Annotated in this window: 17 protein-coding genes; 8 read left to right on the top strand and 9 right to left on the bottom strand. The window is 45.8% G+C overall.

Features of this window, described 5'->3' with window-relative positions:
- Window positions 1-240 precede the first annotated feature (240 nt).
- From HRU80_04385 to HRU80_04370, 4 genes are all read right to left on the bottom strand, one after another.
- A complete protein-coding gene (locus HRU80_04385; protein QOJ28152.1) occupies window positions 241-2,724 on the bottom strand; it encodes a T9SS type A sorting domain-containing protein in 2,484 nt (827 codons plus the stop codon).
- A gap of 315 nt (window positions 2,725-3,039) precedes the next feature.
- The gene (locus HRU80_04380) at window positions 3,040-3,474 is read right to left on the bottom strand and encodes a hypothetical protein (protein ID QOJ30450.1); all 435 of its coding nucleotides are present in this window, start codon (window positions 3,472-3,474) and stop codon (window positions 3,040-3,042) included.
- 442 nt (window positions 3,475-3,916) lie between these two features.
- Window positions 3,917-5,053, bottom strand: coding sequence for a hypothetical protein (locus HRU80_04375; GenBank protein ID QOJ28151.1), 1,137 nt, complete (start codon window positions 5,051-5,053; stop codon window positions 3,917-3,919).
- Between the two features lie 125 nt (window positions 5,054-5,178).
- Window positions 5,179-6,519, bottom strand: coding sequence for a SpoIID/LytB domain-containing protein (locus tag HRU80_04370; GenBank protein QOJ28150.1), 1,341 nt, complete (start codon window positions 6,517-6,519; stop codon window positions 5,179-5,181).
- Between the two features lie 178 nt (window positions 6,520-6,697).
- Here HRU80_04370 and rocF point away from each other — a divergent pair, with 178 nt between their 5' ends.
- From rocF to HRU80_04355, 3 genes are all read left to right on the top strand, one after another.
- Entirely contained in the window at window positions 6,698-7,621 is a 924-nt protein-coding gene (gene rocF / locus HRU80_04365; protein QOJ28149.1) for an arginase, read from the top strand.
- Between the two features lie 4 nt (window positions 7,622-7,625).
- Window positions 7,626-8,144 carry a hypothetical protein gene (locus tag HRU80_04360; GenBank protein QOJ28148.1) on the top strand — a complete coding sequence of 173 codons (519 nt, stop codon included), beginning with the start codon at window positions 7,626-7,628 and terminating at the stop codon, window positions 8,142-8,144.
- Between the two features lie 222 nt (window positions 8,145-8,366).
- Window positions 8,367-9,608, top strand: coding sequence for an ATP-binding protein (locus HRU80_04355; protein ID QOJ28147.1), 1,242 nt, complete (start codon window positions 8,367-8,369; stop codon window positions 9,606-9,608).
- 687 nt (window positions 9,609-10,295) lie between these two features.
- Here HRU80_04355 and HRU80_04350 read toward each other — a convergent pair.
- The 3 genes from HRU80_04350 to HRU80_04340 all read right to left on the bottom strand — a co-directional run bounded on the left by HRU80_04350 (window position 10,296) and on the right by HRU80_04340 (window position 15,010).
- A complete protein-coding gene (locus HRU80_04350; GenBank protein QOJ28146.1) occupies window positions 10,296-11,075 on the bottom strand; it encodes a hypothetical protein in 780 nt (259 codons plus the stop codon).
- A 335-nt stretch (window positions 11,076-11,410) separates the two neighbouring features.
- Window positions 11,411-14,020 carry a hypothetical protein gene (locus HRU80_04345; GenBank protein QOJ28145.1) on the bottom strand — a complete coding sequence of 870 codons (2,610 nt, stop codon included), beginning with the start codon at window positions 14,018-14,020 and terminating at the stop codon, window positions 11,411-11,413.
- Between the two features lie 429 nt (window positions 14,021-14,449).
- Window positions 14,450-15,010 (bottom strand): hypothetical protein, encoded by a 561-nt coding sequence (locus HRU80_04340; GenBank protein QOJ28144.1) that lies wholly within the window; start codon window positions 15,008-15,010, stop codon window positions 14,450-14,452.
- A gap of 89 nt (window positions 15,011-15,099) precedes the next feature.
- Between HRU80_04340 and HRU80_04335 the strand changes: the two genes are divergently transcribed.
- Genes HRU80_04335 through HRU80_04315 form a run of 5 tightly spaced genes read left to right on the top strand, consistent with a single transcriptional unit; the run spans window position 15,100 to window position 18,724 of the window.
- A complete protein-coding gene (locus HRU80_04335) occupies window positions 15,100-15,927 on the top strand; it encodes a geranylgeranylglycerol-phosphate geranylgeranyltransferase (GenBank protein QOJ28143.1) in 828 nt (275 codons plus the stop codon).
- Window positions 15,911-16,540, top strand: coding sequence for a ribonuclease HII (locus tag HRU80_04330; GenBank protein ID QOJ30449.1), 630 nt, complete (start codon window positions 15,911-15,913; stop codon window positions 16,538-16,540). The genes HRU80_04335 and HRU80_04330 overlap by 17 nt, the downstream gene beginning before the upstream one ends.
- On the top strand, window positions 16,521-16,886 hold the full coding sequence (locus HRU80_04325) for a YraN family protein (GenBank protein QOJ28142.1): 366 nt from the start codon (window positions 16,521-16,523) through the stop codon (window positions 16,884-16,886). Before HRU80_04330 ends, HRU80_04325 begins: the two co-directional genes overlap by 20 nt.
- Window positions 16,873-17,415 (top strand): TRAP transporter small permease subunit, encoded by a 543-nt coding sequence (locus tag HRU80_04320; protein QOJ28141.1) that lies wholly within the window; start codon window positions 16,873-16,875, stop codon window positions 17,413-17,415. The genes HRU80_04325 and HRU80_04320 overlap by 14 nt, the downstream gene beginning before the upstream one ends.
- Window positions 17,408-18,724: a TRAP transporter large permease subunit gene (locus HRU80_04315; GenBank protein QOJ28140.1), complete on the top strand. Its 1,317-nt coding sequence runs from the start codon at window positions 17,408-17,410 to the stop codon at window positions 18,722-18,724. Before HRU80_04320 ends, HRU80_04315 begins: the two co-directional genes overlap by 8 nt.
- 273 nt (window positions 18,725-18,997) lie before the next feature.
- Here the strand turns inward: HRU80_04315 and HRU80_04310 are convergent, their stop codons facing one another.
- Window positions 18,998-19,162: a hypothetical protein gene (locus HRU80_04310; protein QOJ28139.1), complete on the bottom strand. Its 165-nt coding sequence runs from the start codon at window positions 19,160-19,162 to the stop codon at window positions 18,998-19,000.
- Between the two features lie 78 nt (window positions 19,163-19,240).
- Window positions 19,241-20,683, bottom strand: a complete 1,443-nt coding sequence (locus HRU80_04305; protein ID QOJ28138.1) for an FAD-binding oxidoreductase — start codon at window positions 20,681-20,683, stop codon at window positions 19,241-19,243.
- Between the last annotated feature and the right edge of the window lie 28 nt (window positions 20,684-20,711).

Here is a 20,711-nt window from a genome sequence, read left to right as displayed (position 1 = left end):
GGTTTTCAAGGACTTAAAGGACACCAAGGAAAATAACGACAGCAGAGATGCCGGTGGATTACTCCGCGTAACTCTGCACTCAACTTTGCTAACTCTGCGTTAAGAATCTTCTTTGCGTCTTAGCACCTTTGCGCGAGGTTCGGGTCGCTCAAGGACTTGAAAGACAATAAAGACAGCCAAGCTAACTCAAAAACTCTGCGGTACTTTGCGTCTTACTCTGCTTACTCTGCGTTTAAAAAACTACCGTAAAAGTATCATTTTAACCACACTTCTGTAATCCCCCGCTTTCATTTCACAAAAGTATATACCGCTTGCAAGTTTACTGCCGTCAAACGTAACCGTATAAGTTCCCGCCGGCTTTTCACCCGACTCAATTACTCCTGCCAGCCGGCCAAGTGCATCATAAACTTTTAACTCAACCATTCCTGAATGAGCCAGAGAATAAGTAATCTTCGTCTCCGGATTAAAGGGGTTGGGATAGTTCTGATGTAATACATATTCAGCCGGAATATTTCCTGAAGTTTCATCAGTTCTGGTTATACTTGAAAGCTGGAATATCCTGCCGTAGATGTCATAGGTGATGCCTGAGTGGTCTGCCCAGGTGAGTCCGAGTGATGTTCCCGAGACTGTTACAAGGAAGTTCCGCAATTCATTTATATTACTTGCTAAAACCACAGGATTTTTCAGCGGAGTGCCGTCCATTTTGTAAGCACGGCAAACAACATTATTGCCGGTATCACGATAGTATAACAGATAATATGAGCCGTCTCCTTTTTCTACCTGAAAGTTTTGTCCCGGATAGCCAACCTGCACATCAGTGACCGCACCTGTCCTGAGGAGTGAAACCTTCATTTTAGCCATATTCACAGGAGACCCCCACGCCTGATAGATATACACAACCACATCGCGCCCCATGTATACACCCTGGGCATTGGTAAACGGGCCTTCACGAACCGCCATAGTGCTGTCCGTAAACACACCCGTATTACCCCAACGGATAAGCCATGAGTCATCATGTTCCTGGTTCAGCGAAATCTGATTCCACTGCGGCACTGAATCTGCAATGGTTCTGCTGCTTTGCATAACAAAGCCGCGGCTCATTTTTCCCGCGCGCAGAGTTCCGTTATCATTTGCCGCATAAACAAGCTCTCCGCTGTTGTTTTCTCTGAAGGTGACCGGATGGGCAGAAAGGAATACCGAGCCATCCTGCCTCCTTATACTGTCAGTACTTGTTACCACAAAATCAGAGTTATATATATCCACAAGAGTCGCAACATTTTCACCCTGAGCTGCGGTGCGGATGCTAAACAGAGTTCCATCCTTAAACACACCCAGATGCGGTCCGGTCAGGGGGTTACTTATGGTATCTGCTGCTGAACTTGTCCGGTTCACTCTTGTTGCATACATCCCCTTTTCATTAAGATATCCGGCAATAAAACTTCCGCTTTGCCCGAGAGGTATTAAAAATTTATTTGATTCATTGCTCTGAGGCGGGTCATCACAGAGCTTTACGCTATTGGTCTGTATAAAACCCTGAAGCTCACGCACAAACACATCATGTGATTCAGTGTAAGGAGTAAACATTTCTCCGGAAGAGTAAACCGCGGTATATCTGGTAAGATCATGGCGCACCGTGCTATAAAAAGAACTTGTCTGAACAGGGCTGTTATCAGTAAAAAATTTATATACATGGTAGCCGTACTGTCCGTTCTGAAGCTGATTTGTAGTCACAATTACATCAAACGAACCCTCGCGGGTATTTGAAATGCTTATTCCTCTGAAGCCATCGCCATCGGCGGAAATATCCGGAACCGCAAGTGAGTCGGGACCGGAAATGATTGTGCCATTATGGCTGACTACAGTAGTATATATTTTTCCGTGGTAATAATACATCACCCGGTAAGCATTATTATTAACGGGTTTTATATACATGGGGGCCGAAATTTCCGCACCGTAGAGATTATACAATAAGCCGCTAAAAGTGAAAAGCAGAACCGAGTCGGCCAAAACACTATCCTGCGCATCATAAAAGCGGGCATAGATGCGGTGCTCCGGGTCGGTGCCCATCATATCAAATGGCTGACGCACCCAGAAAATAGCAGGAGCTCCGCCTGTTCCGGTTGCTGAGGTTACATAAATTGCATCCATTATTCCCGTTTCAACATGTTCATACACCGGAACCGCGTCAAGAGTAAACTTACTCCGTAGTATATAACCATTGTTTGCTACGTGCGCAACAAAACCGTCTGAAAGAGCTGCCGCTGAATAACTGAACCCCATCCAGCCGGTACCGCACCAGCTTGTCGGGTATCCGCTGACCGGCACTTCACTGCCAACCGGCTCGCCATTCACATAGCGCTGGGCAGCCACTGAATAATAACTATCATCAAACATATAGGGAGACCATCGCCCGGAAAACGCGATAAACTGATTTCCCGGTAAAAAGAGGATGTCACGGTTGCCATTGATTGGTTTGGGGTCGCTTAAGAATGTGCCATCGGAGGAAACCCTGCGGAAGAAATAATCCTGCCTCCCAAATCGGAGGTCTTCCCAGGCGACTAAAAAATCATCGGAATCATTGTGAAAAAGGCGCGGATCGGACTGAACCAGCGGGGCATCCTGCTGATCTGAGCCGATTCGGTAGGTATCTCTGAGGAGTACTGGGTTCTGAGCAAAAAGGAATGCCCCCGAGAGAACCAAAAGGAGAACTATTCTAACGACCATGGCGTTATTCCTTCAGATGTGCCGGGGAAAAATACGACTTAATCTGAAAAAAACAAAACGAATCAATGTACAGGGGAGAATTAGGAATTAGTAGTTAGGAATTAGTAGTTAGGAATTAGTAGTTAGGAATTAGTAAAGGAAGAGAAGAAGGAACAATCTCTTCGTTAGAACTCTTCTTTGCGGCTTGGCGTCTTAGCGCGAGGGTTAAAATCGCTTAAGGACTTCAAAGACAACAAGCAAACCAATCTGCAATGACATTACCAAATACTCATTAGTAATTATTCTGGTTGTTTTACTCTCTTTTCCATAACAATACTATTCATCTAATCTCAGGTTATACATTTCTATCTGCTCTTTCACCCGCTCAATAAAACGTATTCTTTTGAAATCGAACCACATCTGCCGGTATTCAACCGAATTATCAATTTCCCATTTGAAGTTTTGAAAGGGCTTTGGTCTATCCAATGCCTTAAATAATTTATTCATCAAATGCGGCTCATTTATACTCTCCGCAAAATCAACCATTATTTGAAAAGACTGATTAGAAGAAAAGCCCTCAAATTCAAGATAATCATCGCTGTGTTCATTAATCTCATTCAGTTCCTCTTTCCAGAGTTCTTCATCACCACCAACCCATGTATCAAAATTAATAATTGATTTTATTTCACCAGTTTTGAGGTTATAATAAACCCTCATGCCTGATTCAAGATTTTCAGCAATTTCGAGTATTTGTTTGTCGGTCAGGTTCAGTATGATAATTTTCCTGCAGGTAATTTCTTTAATTTCAATGACTTAAACTAAAAAGCTATCTCGAAGAAGTCAAGCAATACTTTGAGTTAAAAAGTTTCTTTGCTGGCTCAAGGAAATAAAGAACAGCAAGGACAGCAGAGAGCGCGTAAAAGCCGCTTTAAAACTCTGCGGTACTTTGCGCCTTACTCTGTTTACTTTGCGTTAAAGAATTCTCGCGCTTGCAGTTTTTTGGCGTCCAGGACTTAAAAGACATCAATGACAATAATGACATCCGGGAAAACAAAGGACATTGCATTTATAACTTTGCAGTTTACTCTGCGTTAATATCTACTTGCACTTGGAGACAGATTGTTATCTGTCTGTACGAATTCCCACAATGTAACATATAAGTTATAAATTAATTCTTCCTTATTACTAATTACTAATTCCTCATTACTAATTATCAAAAGTGCGCGTTAATGAACGGCAGTATTTTTGCCCATCCCGGATTATTGCCTGCAATATTAAGAATGCCAATCTGCACACCGTTCAGTTCGGCCGCATAGTTAAACAGCCCGATTGAAAGTCCCGTCATTCTTTTATCAATATTGTTGTATGCGGAAACTGCCGCACCGGTTACATTATCAGAGCTGATTGTATATACCGCCGCATTGATTCCAACGGCATGTTCTGCTTCAAGTTTATATCCGGCAAAGTTAACACCAAGCACGGTGTTCGTGGCTTTTATCTGGCCGAGAGTTGCATTCAATCCAAGGATTACATGCCCGTCACTCACTAATGCTGCGCCGCCAAAGTTAAGACCAAGTATATTATCCTCCGCAACAAGCGCAATGCCGCCGAGATTCAGGCCGAGTATATTGCTTCCTGATACAACCGCAACCGGTGAAAAATTGATGCCCAGGAGATTACCCTTTGAAACCACGGCAAGTCCGCCAATATTCATCCCGGTCATACCCCCCTCAGAGACTGCAGCAAGGCCGCCAAAATTTAATCCAAGCATTCTTCCTTCAGACACAGTGCCGAGCCCGCCGATGTTTATTCCGGTCATCTCACCCTGAGTAACCAGACCAAGTCCGCCAAAGTTAATTCCGGTTATGCCATGCTGGCTTACGGTTCCCAGTCCTCCAAAGTTAATTCCTGTTAATTTCCCTTCAGCCACTGTTGCAAGCAGAGAAAGATTTACGCCGGTCATATCTCCCTCAGAAACCGCGGCGGCTGTTCCGTAGTTAAAGCCAAGCGCGTTTTCCGATGCAACAAAACCGCCAAGACCAAACATGATTCCGGTATTAGTTGCAACTGTTGGAAAGGTTCCAAGTGAGATGCCAGCAACATTCTGATTCTTGAAATATTTTCCTTTCCAGAATGTTATGTTTACTCCTGCAACCGATTTTACTTCACAATCCTTCCAGTTAAATCGGATTCCCGCAAAGTTTTCTGAGTTTCCGAATGAGAGACCCCACTGTGAAGAGGGAATTCCAAACGAGGCATGTGAGCACGCAGGTTTTTCATCTTCCTTATTATTTTCCTGAGCTGTTACAGGCGTGAGTAAAAGCAATAATAAAAGTAATACGTATTTCATCGGTTTCTCCTGGAAAAGAAATTAAGAGTCATTTTCTGTTTCGGAAAAATGGCGGTTCTTCCCCTTAAAATCCGTATCATTCAGATAAAAGGTTAAGGAAGATGATGAACGGAAAATAATTTTATTTAGTAAACCGTCTTAAGCCGTGCGTTGCGGTAGTAGTGAAGCAGAATTTCATCAAAGAGGAAACCTTTCTCAGCCATCACCGCAGCACCTATCTGGCACAGCCCCACGCCATGTCCCCATCCGGCCCCGGTAAGAGTGAATGAAGAAGGCACACCATCTTTTTCCGGTCCCTTCTCAATGATAAACGCAGAACTGTAGAGATGGCTTTTTGAAAGCGCGCGCCTTATTTCAAGTTCTTTCCCGATTATTAGTTCTTTTTTCGAACCGGTTATTTTCATCTTTATCAATCGTGCTGATGCACCCCGTTCAACAGGAATAAGATCGAGTATATCCCCGAAGTCATGTCCGGTTTTGGCTTTAATCAGCTCGCTCAGTTCTTTTTGTTTATATACAACCTTCCACCGGTAGAAGTCGCGCGTTTCCTGGTCATAGTCAAGCAGAACCTGGGCAAGAATCTTTGCGTCGGTTGTGTTGCAAAACGCCGGGGGATTTCCCTTTATCCACTTCTCAGCGTTCCGCTCATTCGTGAAGCGTATATCATAATTGTCGGGTTCAAACTTATAGTCTATCACAGGTATCAGATAGGGGGTCGGGTTATTACCCCAGACATTTTCAAAAGCCTCGGATATACCGCCGCATGATTTTGAAAAGCGGGCATCACATACCGTATCGCCGTACATGAGCGCAAGACCGCGGGTTTCTGCCACTGCCTGCTGAGCAGCTTCTGTAAAAATTTTTGTTATGCCCTGATATCTTTGGCAGTGGTCGTCCGCGCAGACATCATAATGCTGATGGTCTTCCCTGTCATACCACCGGATGAACTCATTATCAGAAGTAATGGTACTTACCGCGGACTCGCTCCCCTCCTTCACCGCTCTGCTTCTTTCAATCTGTGCAATCAGCCAGCTTCGCGAAATAACTGCATGCGCTTTCAGCAGAGCCAGACTGCTTTTGGCACTCATCTCAGATGAAATAACGCTTACCAGATAATCTTCCAGACGGATCAGATTAATGGCTGTTATCTTATCTCCTTCCTTAATAATGCGCAGCGTACCGCGAAATGCCTCAGTCTCTTTTCTTTCCCAGTGAAACTGAACCCCGATGATAACATCCTTCAGCTTAAAAGAATCATCTTTATAGGTATCAGGTTCAAACAATACCTCATCATCAAACTGTGAGCTGAATTTTTCCCCTCTGATGAGAATTTTGCCCCCTTTTATCTCTGCTGTATATGCACCCCTCAGCCATTCATTCCTTCCCTGGATGATATAGCCGCCATGGAGTTCAAAACGGATTTTTTGTGATGAAATAATTCCTACACTTATAACGGGTTCCTGCATTGCAATTCCTTACTGCTTCAACTGCTGCTTCCTCTTTCCGGCCGGGGCAATCAATCTGCCGGAAACGATTGGCATGTAATTCTTATATTGAGTGAGAAAATTACAGATTTTCAGGGTGATAGGAAACATTTCTCCCCCTGAAAAGAGTTGTTTATACGCTAATATGTGAAAAAACCTGATGAAAAGACCGCAAAGCAAGATTATTGACCTGATCGGGTTCCCGATGGATCTGGGTGCCGGAAGACGGGGAGTGGATATGGGCCCCTCAGCGCTCCGCTATGCCCTGCTTGATGAAAAACTGGAGAACCTCGGCTATACGGTAAATGACCTGGGCGATATAGATATTTTGAATATCGAAGAACAGGCGCTGGAAAATCCGAAACTGAAATATCTGGCTGAAATCCTTAAAACCTGCGAAATCCTCGCCCGTGAGGTTGAGTCTATTCTGGATAAAGACCATTTTCCTCTGATCATCGGAGGGGACCACTCCATGGGTCTCGGCACTGTGGCGGGAATCTCAGCCCACTGCCGCAAGAAAAATAAAAAACTCGGTGTTATCTGGATTGATGCCCATACCGATATGAATACCGACCAGACCTCCCCTTCAGGAAATATCCATGGCATGCCGCTGGCAGCATCACTGGGAATCGGGCACCCCTCTCTCACGGAGTTCTACGGCTTTTCACCCAAACTGAAACCGGAACACTGTGTGGTCATCGGGGCCAGAAGCATTGATTTTGAAGAGCGTGAAAACATCAGGAAAGCAGGCATTCAGGTATATACCATGACTGATGTGGATAAACTGGGCATTCACCGGGTTATTAACCGCGTGCTTGACCTTTTTGATAAAAATGTTGATCATATACACGTATCATTCGACTGCGATTCCCTTGACCCAAGCGTGGCTCCCGGCGTGGGTACTCCGGTGCCCGGCGGTTTAAGCTACCGTGAAGCGCATCTGCTTATGGAAAGCATTGCCGACTGCGGATGTATGTCATCGCTTGAGATTTCTGAAGTTAATCCTATCCTTGATACCCGGAACCAGAGCGCGGAAGTGATGGTTGAGCTGGTTGCCTCAAGCATGGGGATGAGAATACTCTGATCTATTGACTAATTCCAGACAAATCGCTTTTTACTCTCTTCTGCTCATGGCAGCGGGGCTCTTTGCCGTTAAAACGGGAATCATCGTATATACCGCGGCAAGTGTGGTTGCGTTTACCATGATTACCGCGGGAGGGGCATACTTTTACAAATTCTCAGGCAGCGGCAGGAAACCGGCCGTATTTTTTTCCTCACTGCTGTTTTTATCAGGCATATTTCTCTTCATCAGCGACAACTTCCCTCTGATGGAGGGGAGTGATATCTTCTTCCCGTCGCTGCTGTTTATCCTTTCCGGCTCGTTTCTGATGGTTTGGATAGAAGAAGCGCGTCAGCGGTTTTTTCTCTGGCTCTCATTGTTTCTGGCAGGTGTTCCTGTTGTATATATACTTTTGAGCAAGGGATTCTCTCCGGCTGTTATGTACGCGTCATTGCTGGATATCATAGACACCCTCTCTGCCCCCCTGCTCTGGGCGGCTATAATTGTCGGAGTGTTCTATATAATACGAAGAATCAAAAATAATTAGTAGTTAGGAATTAGTAACTAGTAAAGGGGAAAAATGAAATCAAACTCTGTGTTTATGGTTCCTATTTTGCGGCGTTGCGCCTTTGCGCGGACTCCGGAGGGACTTAATAAGCCGCCAACATAGTCCTCTGACATTTTTCATTCTTCATTTTTGTGGTTTTTGCCAATTTTGTGTACTTTTGTCGCTGTAATACAGCACTTTTGCCAACTTTTGGTGTATTTTATGGTACAAGATGTAATAAATCAGCAAAAAAATGAACGCGACCGTCTTCTTTCAGCTCATTTTATACCCCGGGATGCCAAACTTAATCTGGATTCCGGACTGATAAATGTGATTATCGGACCCAGGCGGGCGGGCAAGTCCTTTTTTGCCGTTCACACCCTTAATGGCAGCCGTTTCGCTTATGCTAATTTTGATGACGAACGGCTCATTGCAACCGAAAACTATGACGAAATAACCGACGCGATTGACCGGGTTTACGGTAATCCTGAAATTCTGCTTTTTGATGAAATTCAAAACCTGCAGAAATGGGAATTGTTTGTAAACCGGCTTCATCGGCAGGGGAGAAAAATCGTAATCACCGGAAGCAACTCAAATCTGCTCTCCGGAGAACTTGCCACTCATCTGACCGGCAGAAACTTTCCCGTGTATATCTTTCCCTTTTCCTTTAATGAACTGCTTAACTCCTCAGGAACCGGTGAATCAGAAAATGCGAAAACCCTCTTTCTTGATCTTTTGGAAAAAGGGGGGTATCCGGAGGTAGCCTCCGGGAAAGCAGCAGGAAGAGATTATTTGCAGATGTTATTCCGGGACACCATATATAAAGATATTGTTACTCGCTATAAACCCCGTGATCCCGCGATGATCAGCAAGCTGGCTGAACTGATGATTGCAGGAACTGGTTCACCGCTCTCCCTCAGGAATCTTTCGGCGGTAACCGGGTATAATCAGCGGACTGTCTCCAAATTCGTCTTATATATCCTTAACACCATGATATTCTTCCGTGTTCCCCGTTTTTCCTTTAAGATTAAAGAGCAGCAAATCTCCGCAGGAAAAACTTATCTTATAGATAACGGTTATCTCAGCAGTATCGGATTTAACCCCTCAGCTAATCAGGGGAAGAAACTCGAAAACTTAATTGCCTCAGAACTTTATAAAAATTCCTATAAAACCGGAATGAGTTTAAGCTACTGGAAGAAAGACTATGAATGTGATTTTGTTTTGCATCAGAGCGGTAAAGTTACAGAAATAATTCAGGCATCAGCAGATTTAAGCAATCCAAAGACTCTGGAGAGGGAAATGCGCGCCCTTATTACAGCATCGGAGGATTTACAATGTGACCGGCTTACCATTATAACCACAAATGAAAAATCTGTCAGGAGTTTTGAGTGGTACGGCAGAAAAAGGGAAATCACCATTCTTCCCTTTACAGAATGGGTCAGCAAAATCTATAGCCTGCCATAAAAGCAACAAACGAGATTTCCTGAAGAAAGGAGTGTCTGATGCAGAACTTTTCACATTACCATATAATATATATAGGAGCTGTGTTTTTGGAGTAAAAACCTCATCCCCTGCCCTTCTCCTTGAAAAGGAGAAGGGAGCCGGAATTCAGACGCGTAGCGGCGACATATTACGATCCGTTATATATTCATCAACCCCAATAAGGCAAGGACAGGTCGCGACCTGTCCCTACGGAAATTCTCAAATACCAAAACCTGTTCATTGTTCATTGCTATGAGCCGCAGAGCGGCGAAATATTAATAAAAAACATCTCCCAAACCAACCAAAAGCCGCGTAGCGGCGATATATTACGATCCGTTATATATTCATCAACCCCAATAAGGGAAGGACAGGCCGCGACCTGTCCCTACGGAAATTCTCAAATACCAAAACCTGTACATTGTTCATTGTTCATTGCTATGAGCCGCAGAACGGCGAAATATTAATAAAAACATCTCCCAAACCAACCAAAAGCCGCGTAGCGGCGACATATAAACAGCCCCATCTGCTATACATACATCAATCTCCACTAAGGATAGGACAGGTCGCGACCTGTCCCTACGCATATTCATTTGATATATATTACCCATGCAATTCATACTTCATACTTCATAATTCATAATTCATACTTCATAATTCATACTTCATAATTCATTTAAGCATATCATTAAAGGTTTTTTTTAGTTCCGTTCCGTAGATGCGCTGGAACTCTTTGCGGAAGTGCTCAAAGGTTGCCCGGGCCAGGGTATGTTCGCCGTCTCGGACCAGAAACTGTATCTTTACTTTGAGCGCTGATTCGCTCAGCGGATCGAGATGTAATATGCTTTCGGCAATCAGCGCGCGGTTGGGGGAGTCTTCTTTCTGCTTTAAGAGATGCTCTTTCAGTTTGTGCAGCGCGGCATCGGTAATGCGCATTCTTCCTGTTTCGAACCAGTCATAGTCATGCTCTTTCATGAATTCTCCCCGGCTGAGTATCATGTTCAGTTCGCTCAGTGCCGCATGTGTCAGGTTTCGGGATGAAAGTATGGAAAGGAGCCGCTGATAATCACAGTATATCCTGCTGTCAAGTTCAACCCACCACATGGCTTTATCGCAGCAGATTGTTATGCCATCCACATCTTCAAGAACTGACCTGAGTTTGTTAACCGAAACGCTTCTGTTGTTCTTGGCCTGTTCCAGACTAAGGTCCGGCCAGAGGTGGCTGTTTATCGACTTGTTGGTAATATAACTGAACGGTTTGAATGATGACGTTAGCATCATCAGGAACAATTCCTGAACCTTAGGAGGCAGACGCTGAACCATCTCCTCACCGGTGCGGCTGAATATCTGAAAATCCCCGAACAAATAGACACTGTTTATTGGTCTTCCGTTTTCGTGTCTGGCTGTTCTCGGTTCCCGATTTCGCCCGCCATTTTTTTCCTGATCGCGCATAACTGCAGGACTCCGCCTATGTAATGAAAAAATCACGTACCTGATTGTGAAAACTTATTTACTGCCAATGCAGCAGCACAGACTCAAAGAAACCGGCGGCATTCCCCCTTTCCCGCCGGTTCCCTCCCGTCAAGATCGAAACCACAGTCACTCCGGACTACTCGCCCTCATCCTGAATTTCTGTGGCTCCGGCTGAGTCTCAACCCTCTCACCCTTTTTCACTGGGTCAGGGCGAACCGGAATAAATAAAATTCTCAGACTAACTGGGTAAATCTAACCGGAGGGGGTTAATAAAAGGGTTAATAAAAGGGTTAATGAATGGATTAATTTTCAGGTTATTGCAAAAAATCTGCAATATTCTTTCTGCACTCCGTATCATATACGCTGTGATACGCTCTTTTAAAGACCTCAAACGCGGTTTTGGCTGATGAATGGTCCCCCATACCCGAAAGAGCCTGCACTTTTGCCCTGATCCCGATCTCGCAGACGCTGTCCTGTGAAAGGATACATTCCGCGGCATCAAGTTTCTCATGATTGCTCAGCCGGTTCAGGGTAATAATCTCTCTGAGGCGGTGAACCGTTTCCTCCCTGTATTGCTGGCGGACAGCATCAAACCACTCATAGTCGCAATCAGCAAAAAGCTCTCCCCGGGTAACAATGCTGCGCAAATCCCCCACTTCCGCAAACCGGTAAGTTCCGTTTCCGGCATACTTCCGGAACTCCAGCAGATCGCAGTAAAAATTCTCCGGCAGAATCAGCTTAATCCGGTTGTTATCTGTTTTAATTTCAGCACCCCTTACCGGCGCAAGCGCGGTTCGCAGGCGGCGTAATGAAACATTCCGGTTGTTTTTGGCTTCAGCAATGGAAAGCTCAGGCCAGAGCGTGGCGGTGACTGCTTCCGTTCTCATTCCGCCGTTGCTCCCCAGGCAGGAGCGTTCAAAGAGCATCAAAAAGAGCTGCTTCAGTTTGGGTGAGAGGTTCTGAGTAATGTTTATACCGTTGTCATCCAGCAGGGTGAAATCACCGAACAGATATAAGGCCGCCGCGGAGGGAGCATCCTGCACGGGGTCATCTGCAACTGCCGGAGATTCTGTTTTCGTTTCAGGAAGTGTTTCCTTCCCGTCAGAATGTCTATCACCGCCGGATGAGGTTTCACCGCCCTCATCTTTCGCGCGTCCGTTTCCTCGGCGCAGATAAAAGACGATTCCCGCGCTTCCGAGCAGGACCATCAGAGAACTGAGAAGTATATACCGCAGAGCGCCTCCGGAGATATCTGCCGCTCCGGCAAGCAGTGACCGGTACTCCGCCTCAGTAAGAGGAGGCCAGTGCAGAGTTGAAATACGAACATAAAATGAGTCTGCCCCCGAATATACATATTCCATAATTGCAAATTCTCTGTTCATGGAATCGAATGAATTCCAGACATTTGGAATAAATGCTGTCTCCCTGCCTTTAAAGGTTTTAAGGCTGCTTACCGTCTTAATCTCAAGACTATCCGGGTCAATAGCCAAAAGCGCCTGGCTCCGGGTAGCTTCTTCATATCCGGTGAAATAAATATGCTTAGTCAGAGAGTCATACAGACCTGCCCACGCAGGACGAAAATCTCTGTTCCTCCCTTCTTTAATCACGCCAAGTTTCCTGAGCGTGGCGGTTTCAATATTCATTTCAAACAGGGTATATATAAGCCGGTAACTGTCCTCCTGCCGTTCGGTCAACTGTGCCGCTCTTGCATATAGATAGTAAACAGGTCCTGACTTATGGGCAATACTGTATTCATACCAGTGATATCCCTCACTTCCTTTTAGCCGGATAGTATCCCACTCCTCTTTATTGAAATCATATTTCCTGAGATAGTTTTTTCTTGTGTACCATCCATATCCTCCCAGAGAATAGAGACCGCTGTCAGCTTCATGGTAGAATATACGGGAGAAATAATAGTGTCCTTTTGCCCGCTGCGAAAAGTCGGGGTTCACCCATATACTGTCTGCTTCATTATACTCAGTCACTTTTCCGCCGCCGTCATAGAGAGCAAGAATTTTCCTTTTTGCCGGATGATATACGACGGTAAGCCAGTCATTCATATATTTCTTATCCGGAGCTGCATAGCCAATACTTTTGCCTGTCCTGCGGCGCGTGTCATAGATATACATCCCTTCGGAATGTACAAAATAGATCTTTCCTTCAAGCTTATTATAGGCAATCATCGGTTTGTTAATATCCAGCTGAGCCGTAAAAGGACCCGCAAGAGCATTCTCTTTTGGCAGAAAATGATTATTCATCATCCACTCCGGCTCAACCGCCCGGCCGTTTTCACCGCTGATTATTTCTGCGGCCGTGCTGCCCCGCACCTCCCTGAGCGGCCAGTGATACAATGCGCTTCCACCGCTCTGCATCACGCGGACATCCCTCAGCCCGATGAATGCATATTCGTTAAGCTCACCGGAAACTTTAGCATGATGGCCAAAATGAATTTCCATCCTGTTGCCGCCGGTAATGCGCACCGGCACCCGGCAGGTTTTATCCATATAACTAAAACTGACTTCTGATGAGGTAGGAGAAAATACAACACTGGCCTTGCGCCACCGGTTACGGGGAAGTTCATTCTTTAAGACTACAATCTCCGCGGAAGACTCCCCGCGGTTATACACAAGGCGTATATATGAGGTGTCCGGCTTTCCCGCGGGCTGATAAATCACATGAAGGATTTCACTCCCCCAGTAAAATTTTGCGATTACGCCGAATTTTCGGGCGTCATCAAACATCAGATCAAATTCAGCGGTAATCTTATGATTAAGCAGGAGAGGATTTTTTTCCAGCAGATGCAGCCCCTTTGTTACGTTGTAATGCTGGAACGAAAATACCAGGCCGCCCCGGAGCGGATCAACGCTCTGGCTGTTAAGAATCCCTGAGCTATTTAAAAACAAAAGCGGTAGTAGTAACCGCAAAAATTTCGGAACCAGTTTATTCCCTCGAAAAATTGTTCAACCTGGCCTCAGGTATAGGTCTCTGAAAGAAATTTCCGGTATGGAAAACCGGCAGGAAGTGAACCCCGCTTAACGTGTTTCCCCCCCTTGAATAACAAAGAGGAATATCAGGTTTTACAAGTACCGGCAAATATCTTCATAACCCGATGCACGCGTTCATGCACCCGTGCAGATGTATGATATTAACCTAAAGCACAACAGAAAATTAGATACTGTCCGTTTGAAAAACAACAGATTTCAAACAATCCGGAGAAAAACAGTTTCGGGGGAATAGAGAATCCAGAATGATGAATACAGAATTAATAATTCAAAACTGAATTATACGGTATAATAGATTTTACCATATCATTAATTCTTTCCTATTCGTACAATTCGCGGCTGAATTTCCCGTTACTTTGATCTCACCGAAAAAAACAGATAGGCTGCCACGCCCGTTACCACTGCTGCGGTGATTTCCTCAAAGTAGCCGCTAAAAAAACCGGGCGGCTCTTTCGTTCCCACGGTAAAAGGAAGATACTGCTGTTCGGCATCCGGGATATTTTTTTCGGTAATCGTATCTGTAATGGAAGATTCAAATTCTTTGAGTCCGGATGATTCCGAATACCACTCCAGTTTCAGATATACCTCTCGTGTATAAGCCATCTCCCCGAAAAAACCGTCACGTTCAGGATCTCGGTAGTGTACCTTCACCGCGGAGATGGTGAGTATATACTCTTCCCCTGCTTCGGTCAGGAGTGATTTTTCTTCCTGAAGAATCCTTCCCTCAAAGTATTTCAGATCCCCCTCCAGATTAATCCTGAGAGACTTCACCCCCGTCTGACGCCAGTCCCGCCCCAGAGTCTGAAGCATTCCGCCGAGCAGTTCATTCATCCTCTCAAGATTGGAAACAGGCTGCGGCATCTGTTCCCCCGTCAGTAAAAGCAGCACCAGAAGTAGGAGATATTTTTTCATGCGGTAAATATAACATAGAGATGCTTAGCTAAGCGTAATCCTGTCAGTAAAAATCGTTACCACAATCAGGTAATTTCGTAATTTTACGTATGCACAATTACATTCTGATAACCCGGCCGCTTAACCTGCTCATCACGTTCCTTTCGGCCATAACCGGCTACTGGCTTGCCGGCGGAACTGATTACGGGGTGATGTTTCTGGCAGGATGCTCTGCCTCCCTGATCGCTGCAGGAGGCAATGTCATCAATGATATCTATGATATCGAAACCGACCGGATAAACCGTCCCGGCCGACCGCTTCCCTCCGGAGCCATTGGGCTGAACGCAGCTTTTAATTATTACCTTCTGCTCACTCTCTCCGGGCTGATTCTGGCTGTAAGGGTTAGCTATCTTGCCTTTGCTATCGCCTTTGCCGTATTCGCCGGGCTCTGGTTGTATGCTTATAAACTTAAACGAACCGCACTCGCCGGTAATTTTTCTGTGGCGCTGTTCACCGGACTGGTTTTTCCTTATGGCGCCCTTGCGGCAGGCGACATATCAGCGGGGTATTTCCCCTTTCTCTTTGCATTTCTGACCACACTGATGCGTGAAGTACTGAAAGATCTGGAAGATATCAGCGGTGATAAAGCAACCGGCGCCGGCACTTTTCCCGTCCTCTATGGCGAAAAAAGAGGGAAGGTTTTTGTGCGGATAACGGCAGCCGCACTCTTTCTTTCCACACTGCTTCCCTTTATTTTCGGGGTTTATAAAATTGAGTTTTTTATTATCGTGATGATTGTGGTGAATCCTCTTGCGGCCCTTGCCGAGCGCTCCTCCTGGCGGAATTCCCTTGGGAATGAAGGATACCGCAGGGCGAGTATATATATGAAAGCTTCCATGATTACCGGACTGATTGCCATTGCTGCCGGAAAATTATAAATTTGACCACTCCTTCCGCACGGGGGATATCTCCCTGATTGCCGGCACTGATGAAGCCGGACGCGGGCCTCTTGCCGGACCGGTGGTTGCCGCTGCAGTGCTTTTTCCGCCGGATATATATATCCGGGGTATCGGAGACTCAAAAAAACTGAGCAGCCGGAAACGGGAAGAGCTTTTTCCTGAAATCCTGAGACATGCGCTTTCTTTTTCCTTCACCATTATCACTCCGGAAAAAATTGATGAAATAAATATCCTGCAGGCATCGCTGCGCGCCATGTCTGAATCAGTCCGCAAACTCACCCGCCGGCCTGAATATATTCTGATTGACGGCAATAAATCCTTCCCTTCTGATATACCCGCCCTACCGGTGATTAAAGGTGACGGTAAATCTATGGCAATAGGCGCTGCATCCATTATTGCAAAAGTAATCCGGGACCGCATCATGACCGGGCTCGCGGATGAATTCCCCGTATATAACTGGAAAAGTAATAAGGGTTATCCCACCCGTGATCATATTGAGGCTATAAGGCAGCACGGCATCACGCCGCATCACCGCCGCAGTTTTTTAAATAATATCCTTGAGGGAAGACAGTATGAACTCCGGCTCAACTAAAAACAAGGGCGATTTCGGCGAAAAGATGGCTGTGGATTTTCTTGAACAGAAAGGTTTTGCCATTATTGAAAAACAATACCGCTATGGCAAGGGGGAAATTGATCTGATTGCCTGGCATGGCAATACGCTGGTCTTTATTGAAGTAAAAACACGGCTTAATCTTTATTTTGGTCTTCCCGAAGAAGGAATAACAAAAGGGAAAATCCTGCAGATCAGAAAAACCGCGGAAGCCTACCTTCATGAAAAGAAAATTACCGGTACCGAATGCCGGTTTGACGTGGTGGGAATCCTGAAAACCGCTGAAGATGAATATAAAATAACCCATCTGGAGAATGCGTTTGAGTAAAGGTGCAGTATCATTAATCACCGGAGTTATTGACCGGGTTCAGAGAATAACCGGCGGAGCAGCGGCGGCTGTAACCATTTTACTCCTCCTGATCATCTGTTATGACGTGGCCGCGCGGTATATATTCAGCAGCAGCAGCGTTGCCCTGCAGGAGCTTGAGTGGCATCTTTATTCTCTTATCTTTCTCCTCGGAGCGGGATATACGTACCTGACCAATGAGCATGTCCGCATTGACGTTTTCCACTCCGGCCTGAATCCGCGGAAGCAGATGATTGTTGAGATGGCAGGCATTATCCTTTTTCTGATTCCTTTTTGCATCACTGGCATTGTTTCCTCAGAGTTCTTTGTCACCAGCTCCTGGCGTGTGCTTGAGCGCTCTCCTGACGGCGGCGGGCTGCCGGGGAGATATATACTGAAAGCCATGATTCCCCTTTCCTTCCTGCTTCTGATGCTTGCGGGGATAAGCACGTTTATTAAAACCTTTATCCGCTTTCGCGGCGGGGAAGGGAAGGGCCTGACACATGAATGATGTCCTGCCGCTGCTCTTCTTTGCAGTAGTTATTATTTTCCTTCTCTCCGGATTTCCCGTTGCCTTTACCCTCGGAGGTGTTTCAGTAGTATTTGGAATGCTGGTTTTCGGGTTTGACTTTTTTTATCTGCTCCCCCTGCGCATCTGGGGAACTATGACAAACTATGTACTGATTTCCGTTCCAATGTTCATTTTTATGGGACTGATGTTTGAGAAATCAGGTATTGCCGAAGAGCTGCTTGAAACACTCGCCCTCATATTCGGGAAGCTGCGCGGGGGACTTGCCTTTGCCGTTCTTTTTGTCGGAGCAATTCTTGGTGCATCAACCGGCATCGTCGGGGCCACCGTTGTAACACTTGGCGTCCTCGGTCTTCCCGTTATGATTAAACGCAATTGTGATATACAGGCCTCAGCGGGAATCATCGCGGCATCAGGAACTCTGGGGCAGATTATTCCCCCGAGTGTTATTCTGATTCTGCTGGGAAGCGTTTTGAATCTTCCCATAGGTGATCTTTTTATTGCCGCAACCGGTCCGGGCATTTTTCTGGTGCTGCTTTACTTCGTATATATATTGTCGGTTACTCTGCTCCGACCGGCAGTATTCCCCGCCATGCCCGCTGAAGCACTGGCCGGGTTCTCGCATGAAGGAAAATTGCGGCGGATTGTTACCTCGCTTCTGCTCCCTGGAATGCTCGTAATTGCCGTGCTTGGTTCCATTTTTGCCGGCATTGCGTCTCCCACCGAAGCGGCTGCAGTCGGAGCAATGGGTGCAGCGCTTCTGACCCTCTACAAGAAAAAACTCTCGTTTGAAAACCTGAAGTATGTTTCAACCAAAACGGTTACCATTACTTCAATGGTTTTTATGATTCTCATAGGCGCTTCGGCATTCGCGCTGGTTTTCAGAGGGCTCAACGGAGACCGCTATCTGACGGAACTGATTATCGCCTCGGAACTTGGACCGCATCTTTTTCTTTTTCTTATGATGCTGCTCATTTTTATCGCGGGATTTTTTATTGATTTTATTGAGATTGTTTTTATTCTGGTGCCGGTCATCGCGCCCATTGCCGTGCATTACGGATTTGACATGAAATATATCGCCATCCTGATCGCGCTTAATTTGCAGACTTCGTTTCTGACTCCGCCTTTCGGGTTTTCACTTTTTTATCTCAAAGGTGTCGCTCCGGAAGGAGTTTCAACCATGCAGATATATAAAGGTGCAGTGCCCTATGTCATTATGCAGCTTTTATGCCTTCTTGCAGTCGCACTTTTCCCGGAGATTTCAAACTGGCTTCTGAAGACATTAAAATAGGTATTGAAGTATGAAGTATGAAGTATGAATTGTGAAGTATGAAGTATGAATTGTGAAGTATGAAGTATGAATTGTGAAGTATGAATTGTTAACTGTGAAATTTTAATTCTTCGAATATTCGAACCAAGAACTAAGCACCAAGAACCAAGAACTAAGCACCAAGAACTACGAACCAAGAACCAAGAACTACGAACCAAAAACCAAGCCTCCTTTAAAAGCAAAAAGGCCATCCAGGTTAGGGGACGGCCTCAAACTCTGCCGATAGCGGTAAAATTACTTTATTTCAGTAACCTTATCTACGGTATCTAATTTAACGAAGCGCTCGCTGTATTTTACAGAGCCCTTAGTGGTCTTCATTGCCTTGATGACCTTTACATTCACACCGGACTGCTGCTTTTTGTTTTTGTTCTTATCGCCGAACGATTGCTGTTTTGCCATGGATATTTTTCCTTGTTATAATTCCAAATATAATTATTTCCGGATAAATTCTGAAACCAAATCATCCGGGGTCGGGGTTCAGTCCGGATCAAATAAATTCCCCCTCCCAAGCCTGAAACCGGGGTCAAAAACACGTTTTACCTCCTTCATTGCCCCTATTCCAGCCTCTCCGTACATCATCCGCAGGTAATCCTTCTTGATTTTACCAATTCCGTGCTCCGCTGAGACCGTCCCGCCGCGCAGGATTGCGTTTTTGCACAATTCCGCGTAGATTTCCTTCCCCGCCTCAAACTGTGTCTGATTTTCCGGCAGCATATTCAGGTGGATATGACTGTTCCCGAAATGGCCATAGATCACATAATCCAGCCCGGATTTTTTTACCAGATTTCTGCTTTCAAAATAGAAGTCCCTGAAGGCGGCTGCCGGTACTGCTGTATCCGTCCCCAGCTTTCTCACTCCCCTGGAAGCGATGTATTCATTCACCTTATAGGCGGCAGCATGACGCATCAATTCAAGCTGCCTCCTTTCTCCCGGGGATGATGCCATCATAATCTCTCCTTTTCCCCCGCAGCCGGCGAATAGTGCCGTCAGGATATCCAGTAATGGCTCTGGAATCTCTTCCGCTGTTTCAAACTCAAACCAGACCGCGGCCGCAGCCCGGTCATCCGTGAAATGGTAATCCGCTTTAAGCAGCCGGAGTGCTCCCTGGTCAAAATATTCTATGGCAAGCGGTTTCTGTTCTCCGCTTAGTAAACGCAATTCCTGAATAAAATCAAGCGCCCCCTCCTCTGTAACAAAATTAGCCAGGCAGGAGAGGATACCGGCAGGTTTGGGAAGCAGCCGGAACGTTATATTCCGTGTGAGCGCCAGAGTCCCCTCCGAACCGATAAAAAGATCAATCAGGTCCATTCCGGATTTGAGAAAATAACCTGAAGCGTTTTTCACCTCCGGCATTGGGAGAGGAGAAAAAGTAAGATTGCCTTCCCGGAGAAACGTCAGAGTTCCAAAGGTATTACCGGATGCAATAAACTCACCCCGCTTAACGGTAAAAGAACTTCCGTCTGCGAGAATGAGATCAAGTGATTCAACAAAATTTCTGACAGCCCCGTAAGAAAAAGACTTGGCTCCTGAAGCATTCGTCGCAACAATACCGCCGCAGGCACAGAGTTTCTCGGTAGGATCAGGCGGAAAAAAAAGGCCTCGCTCATCAACCGCCTCAAGCAGTCTGATTAAAGGAAGCCCGGCTGAAACAGTTACACATTTTTTTTCTTCATCAAATAAAATCCGGTGAGGAATCTTTTCCAGAGACAGCACAGCGCCTCCCTGCGGTACCCGTCCTCCGGTCAGTCCCGTACCGTTGCCGGCAATGGTTAGTGGTAATCCCTCACGCCCCGCGAACTCCACCGCTTCCTGAATTTCCTCTTCATGCACCGGCATCAGCAGAGCATCACAGTTTCCTCTGAAGTTTGAAGCGTCTTTCAGGTAATCAGGAAATTCATCTGTATTTGTGATAACTTTCATTATCTTGCGGCATCTTTCGTGTGTAATT

It is taken from the genome of Ignavibacteriales bacterium (assembly GCA_015709675.1).
Classification (GTDB): domain Bacteria; phylum Bacteroidota; class Ignavibacteria; order Ignavibacteriales; family Ignavibacteriaceae; genus H2-BAC3.
Note: the sequence above shows the minus strand (reverse complement) of the source record. Positions and strands in the feature narration are given on the sequence as shown.

Excerpts from the sequence above, each read along its gene's own strand:
- HRU80_04385 (QOJ28152.1), bottom strand. The coding sequence starts at position 2,724 with ATGGTCGTTAGAATAGTTCTCCTTTTGGTTCTCTCGGGGGCATTCCTT.
- HRU80_04375 (QOJ28151.1), bottom strand. The coding sequence starts at position 5,053 with ATGAAATACGTATTACTTTTATTATTGCTTTTACTCACGCCTGTAACA.
- HRU80_04305 (QOJ28138.1), bottom strand. The coding sequence starts at position 20,683 with ATGAAAGTTATCACAAATACAGATGAATTTCCTGATTACCTGAAAGAC.
- HRU80_04370 (QOJ28150.1), bottom strand. The coding sequence starts at position 6,519 with ATGCAGGAACCCGTTATAAGTGTAGGAATTATTTCATCACAAAAAATC.
- HRU80_04340 (QOJ28144.1), bottom strand. The coding sequence starts at position 15,010 with ATGAAAAAATATCTCCTACTTCTGGTGCTGCTTTTACTGACGGGGGAA.
- HRU80_04350 (QOJ28146.1), bottom strand. The coding sequence starts at position 11,075 with ATGCGCGATCAGGAAAAAAATGGCGGGCGAAATCGGGAACCGAGAACA.
- HRU80_04335 (QOJ28143.1), top strand. The coding sequence starts at position 15,100 with ATGCACAATTACATTCTGATAACCCGGCCGCTTAACCTGCTCATCACG.
- HRU80_04355 (QOJ28147.1), top strand. The coding sequence starts at position 8,367 with ATGGTACAAGATGTAATAAATCAGCAAAAAAATGAACGCGACCGTCTT.
- HRU80_04315 (QOJ28140.1), top strand. The coding sequence starts at position 17,408 with ATGAATGATGTCCTGCCGCTGCTCTTCTTTGCAGTAGTTATTATTTTC.
- HRU80_04320 (QOJ28141.1), top strand. The coding sequence starts at position 16,873 with ATGCGTTTGAGTAAAGGTGCAGTATCATTAATCACCGGAGTTATTGAC.
- HRU80_04310 (QOJ28139.1), bottom strand. The coding sequence starts at position 19,162 with ATGGCAAAACAGCAATCGTTCGGCGATAAGAACAAAAACAAAAAGCAG.
- HRU80_04325 (QOJ28142.1), top strand. The coding sequence starts at position 16,521 with ATGAACTCCGGCTCAACTAAAAACAAGGGCGATTTCGGCGAAAAGATG.
- rocF (QOJ28149.1), top strand. The coding sequence starts at position 6,698 with ATGAAAAGACCGCAAAGCAAGATTATTGACCTGATCGGGTTCCCGATG.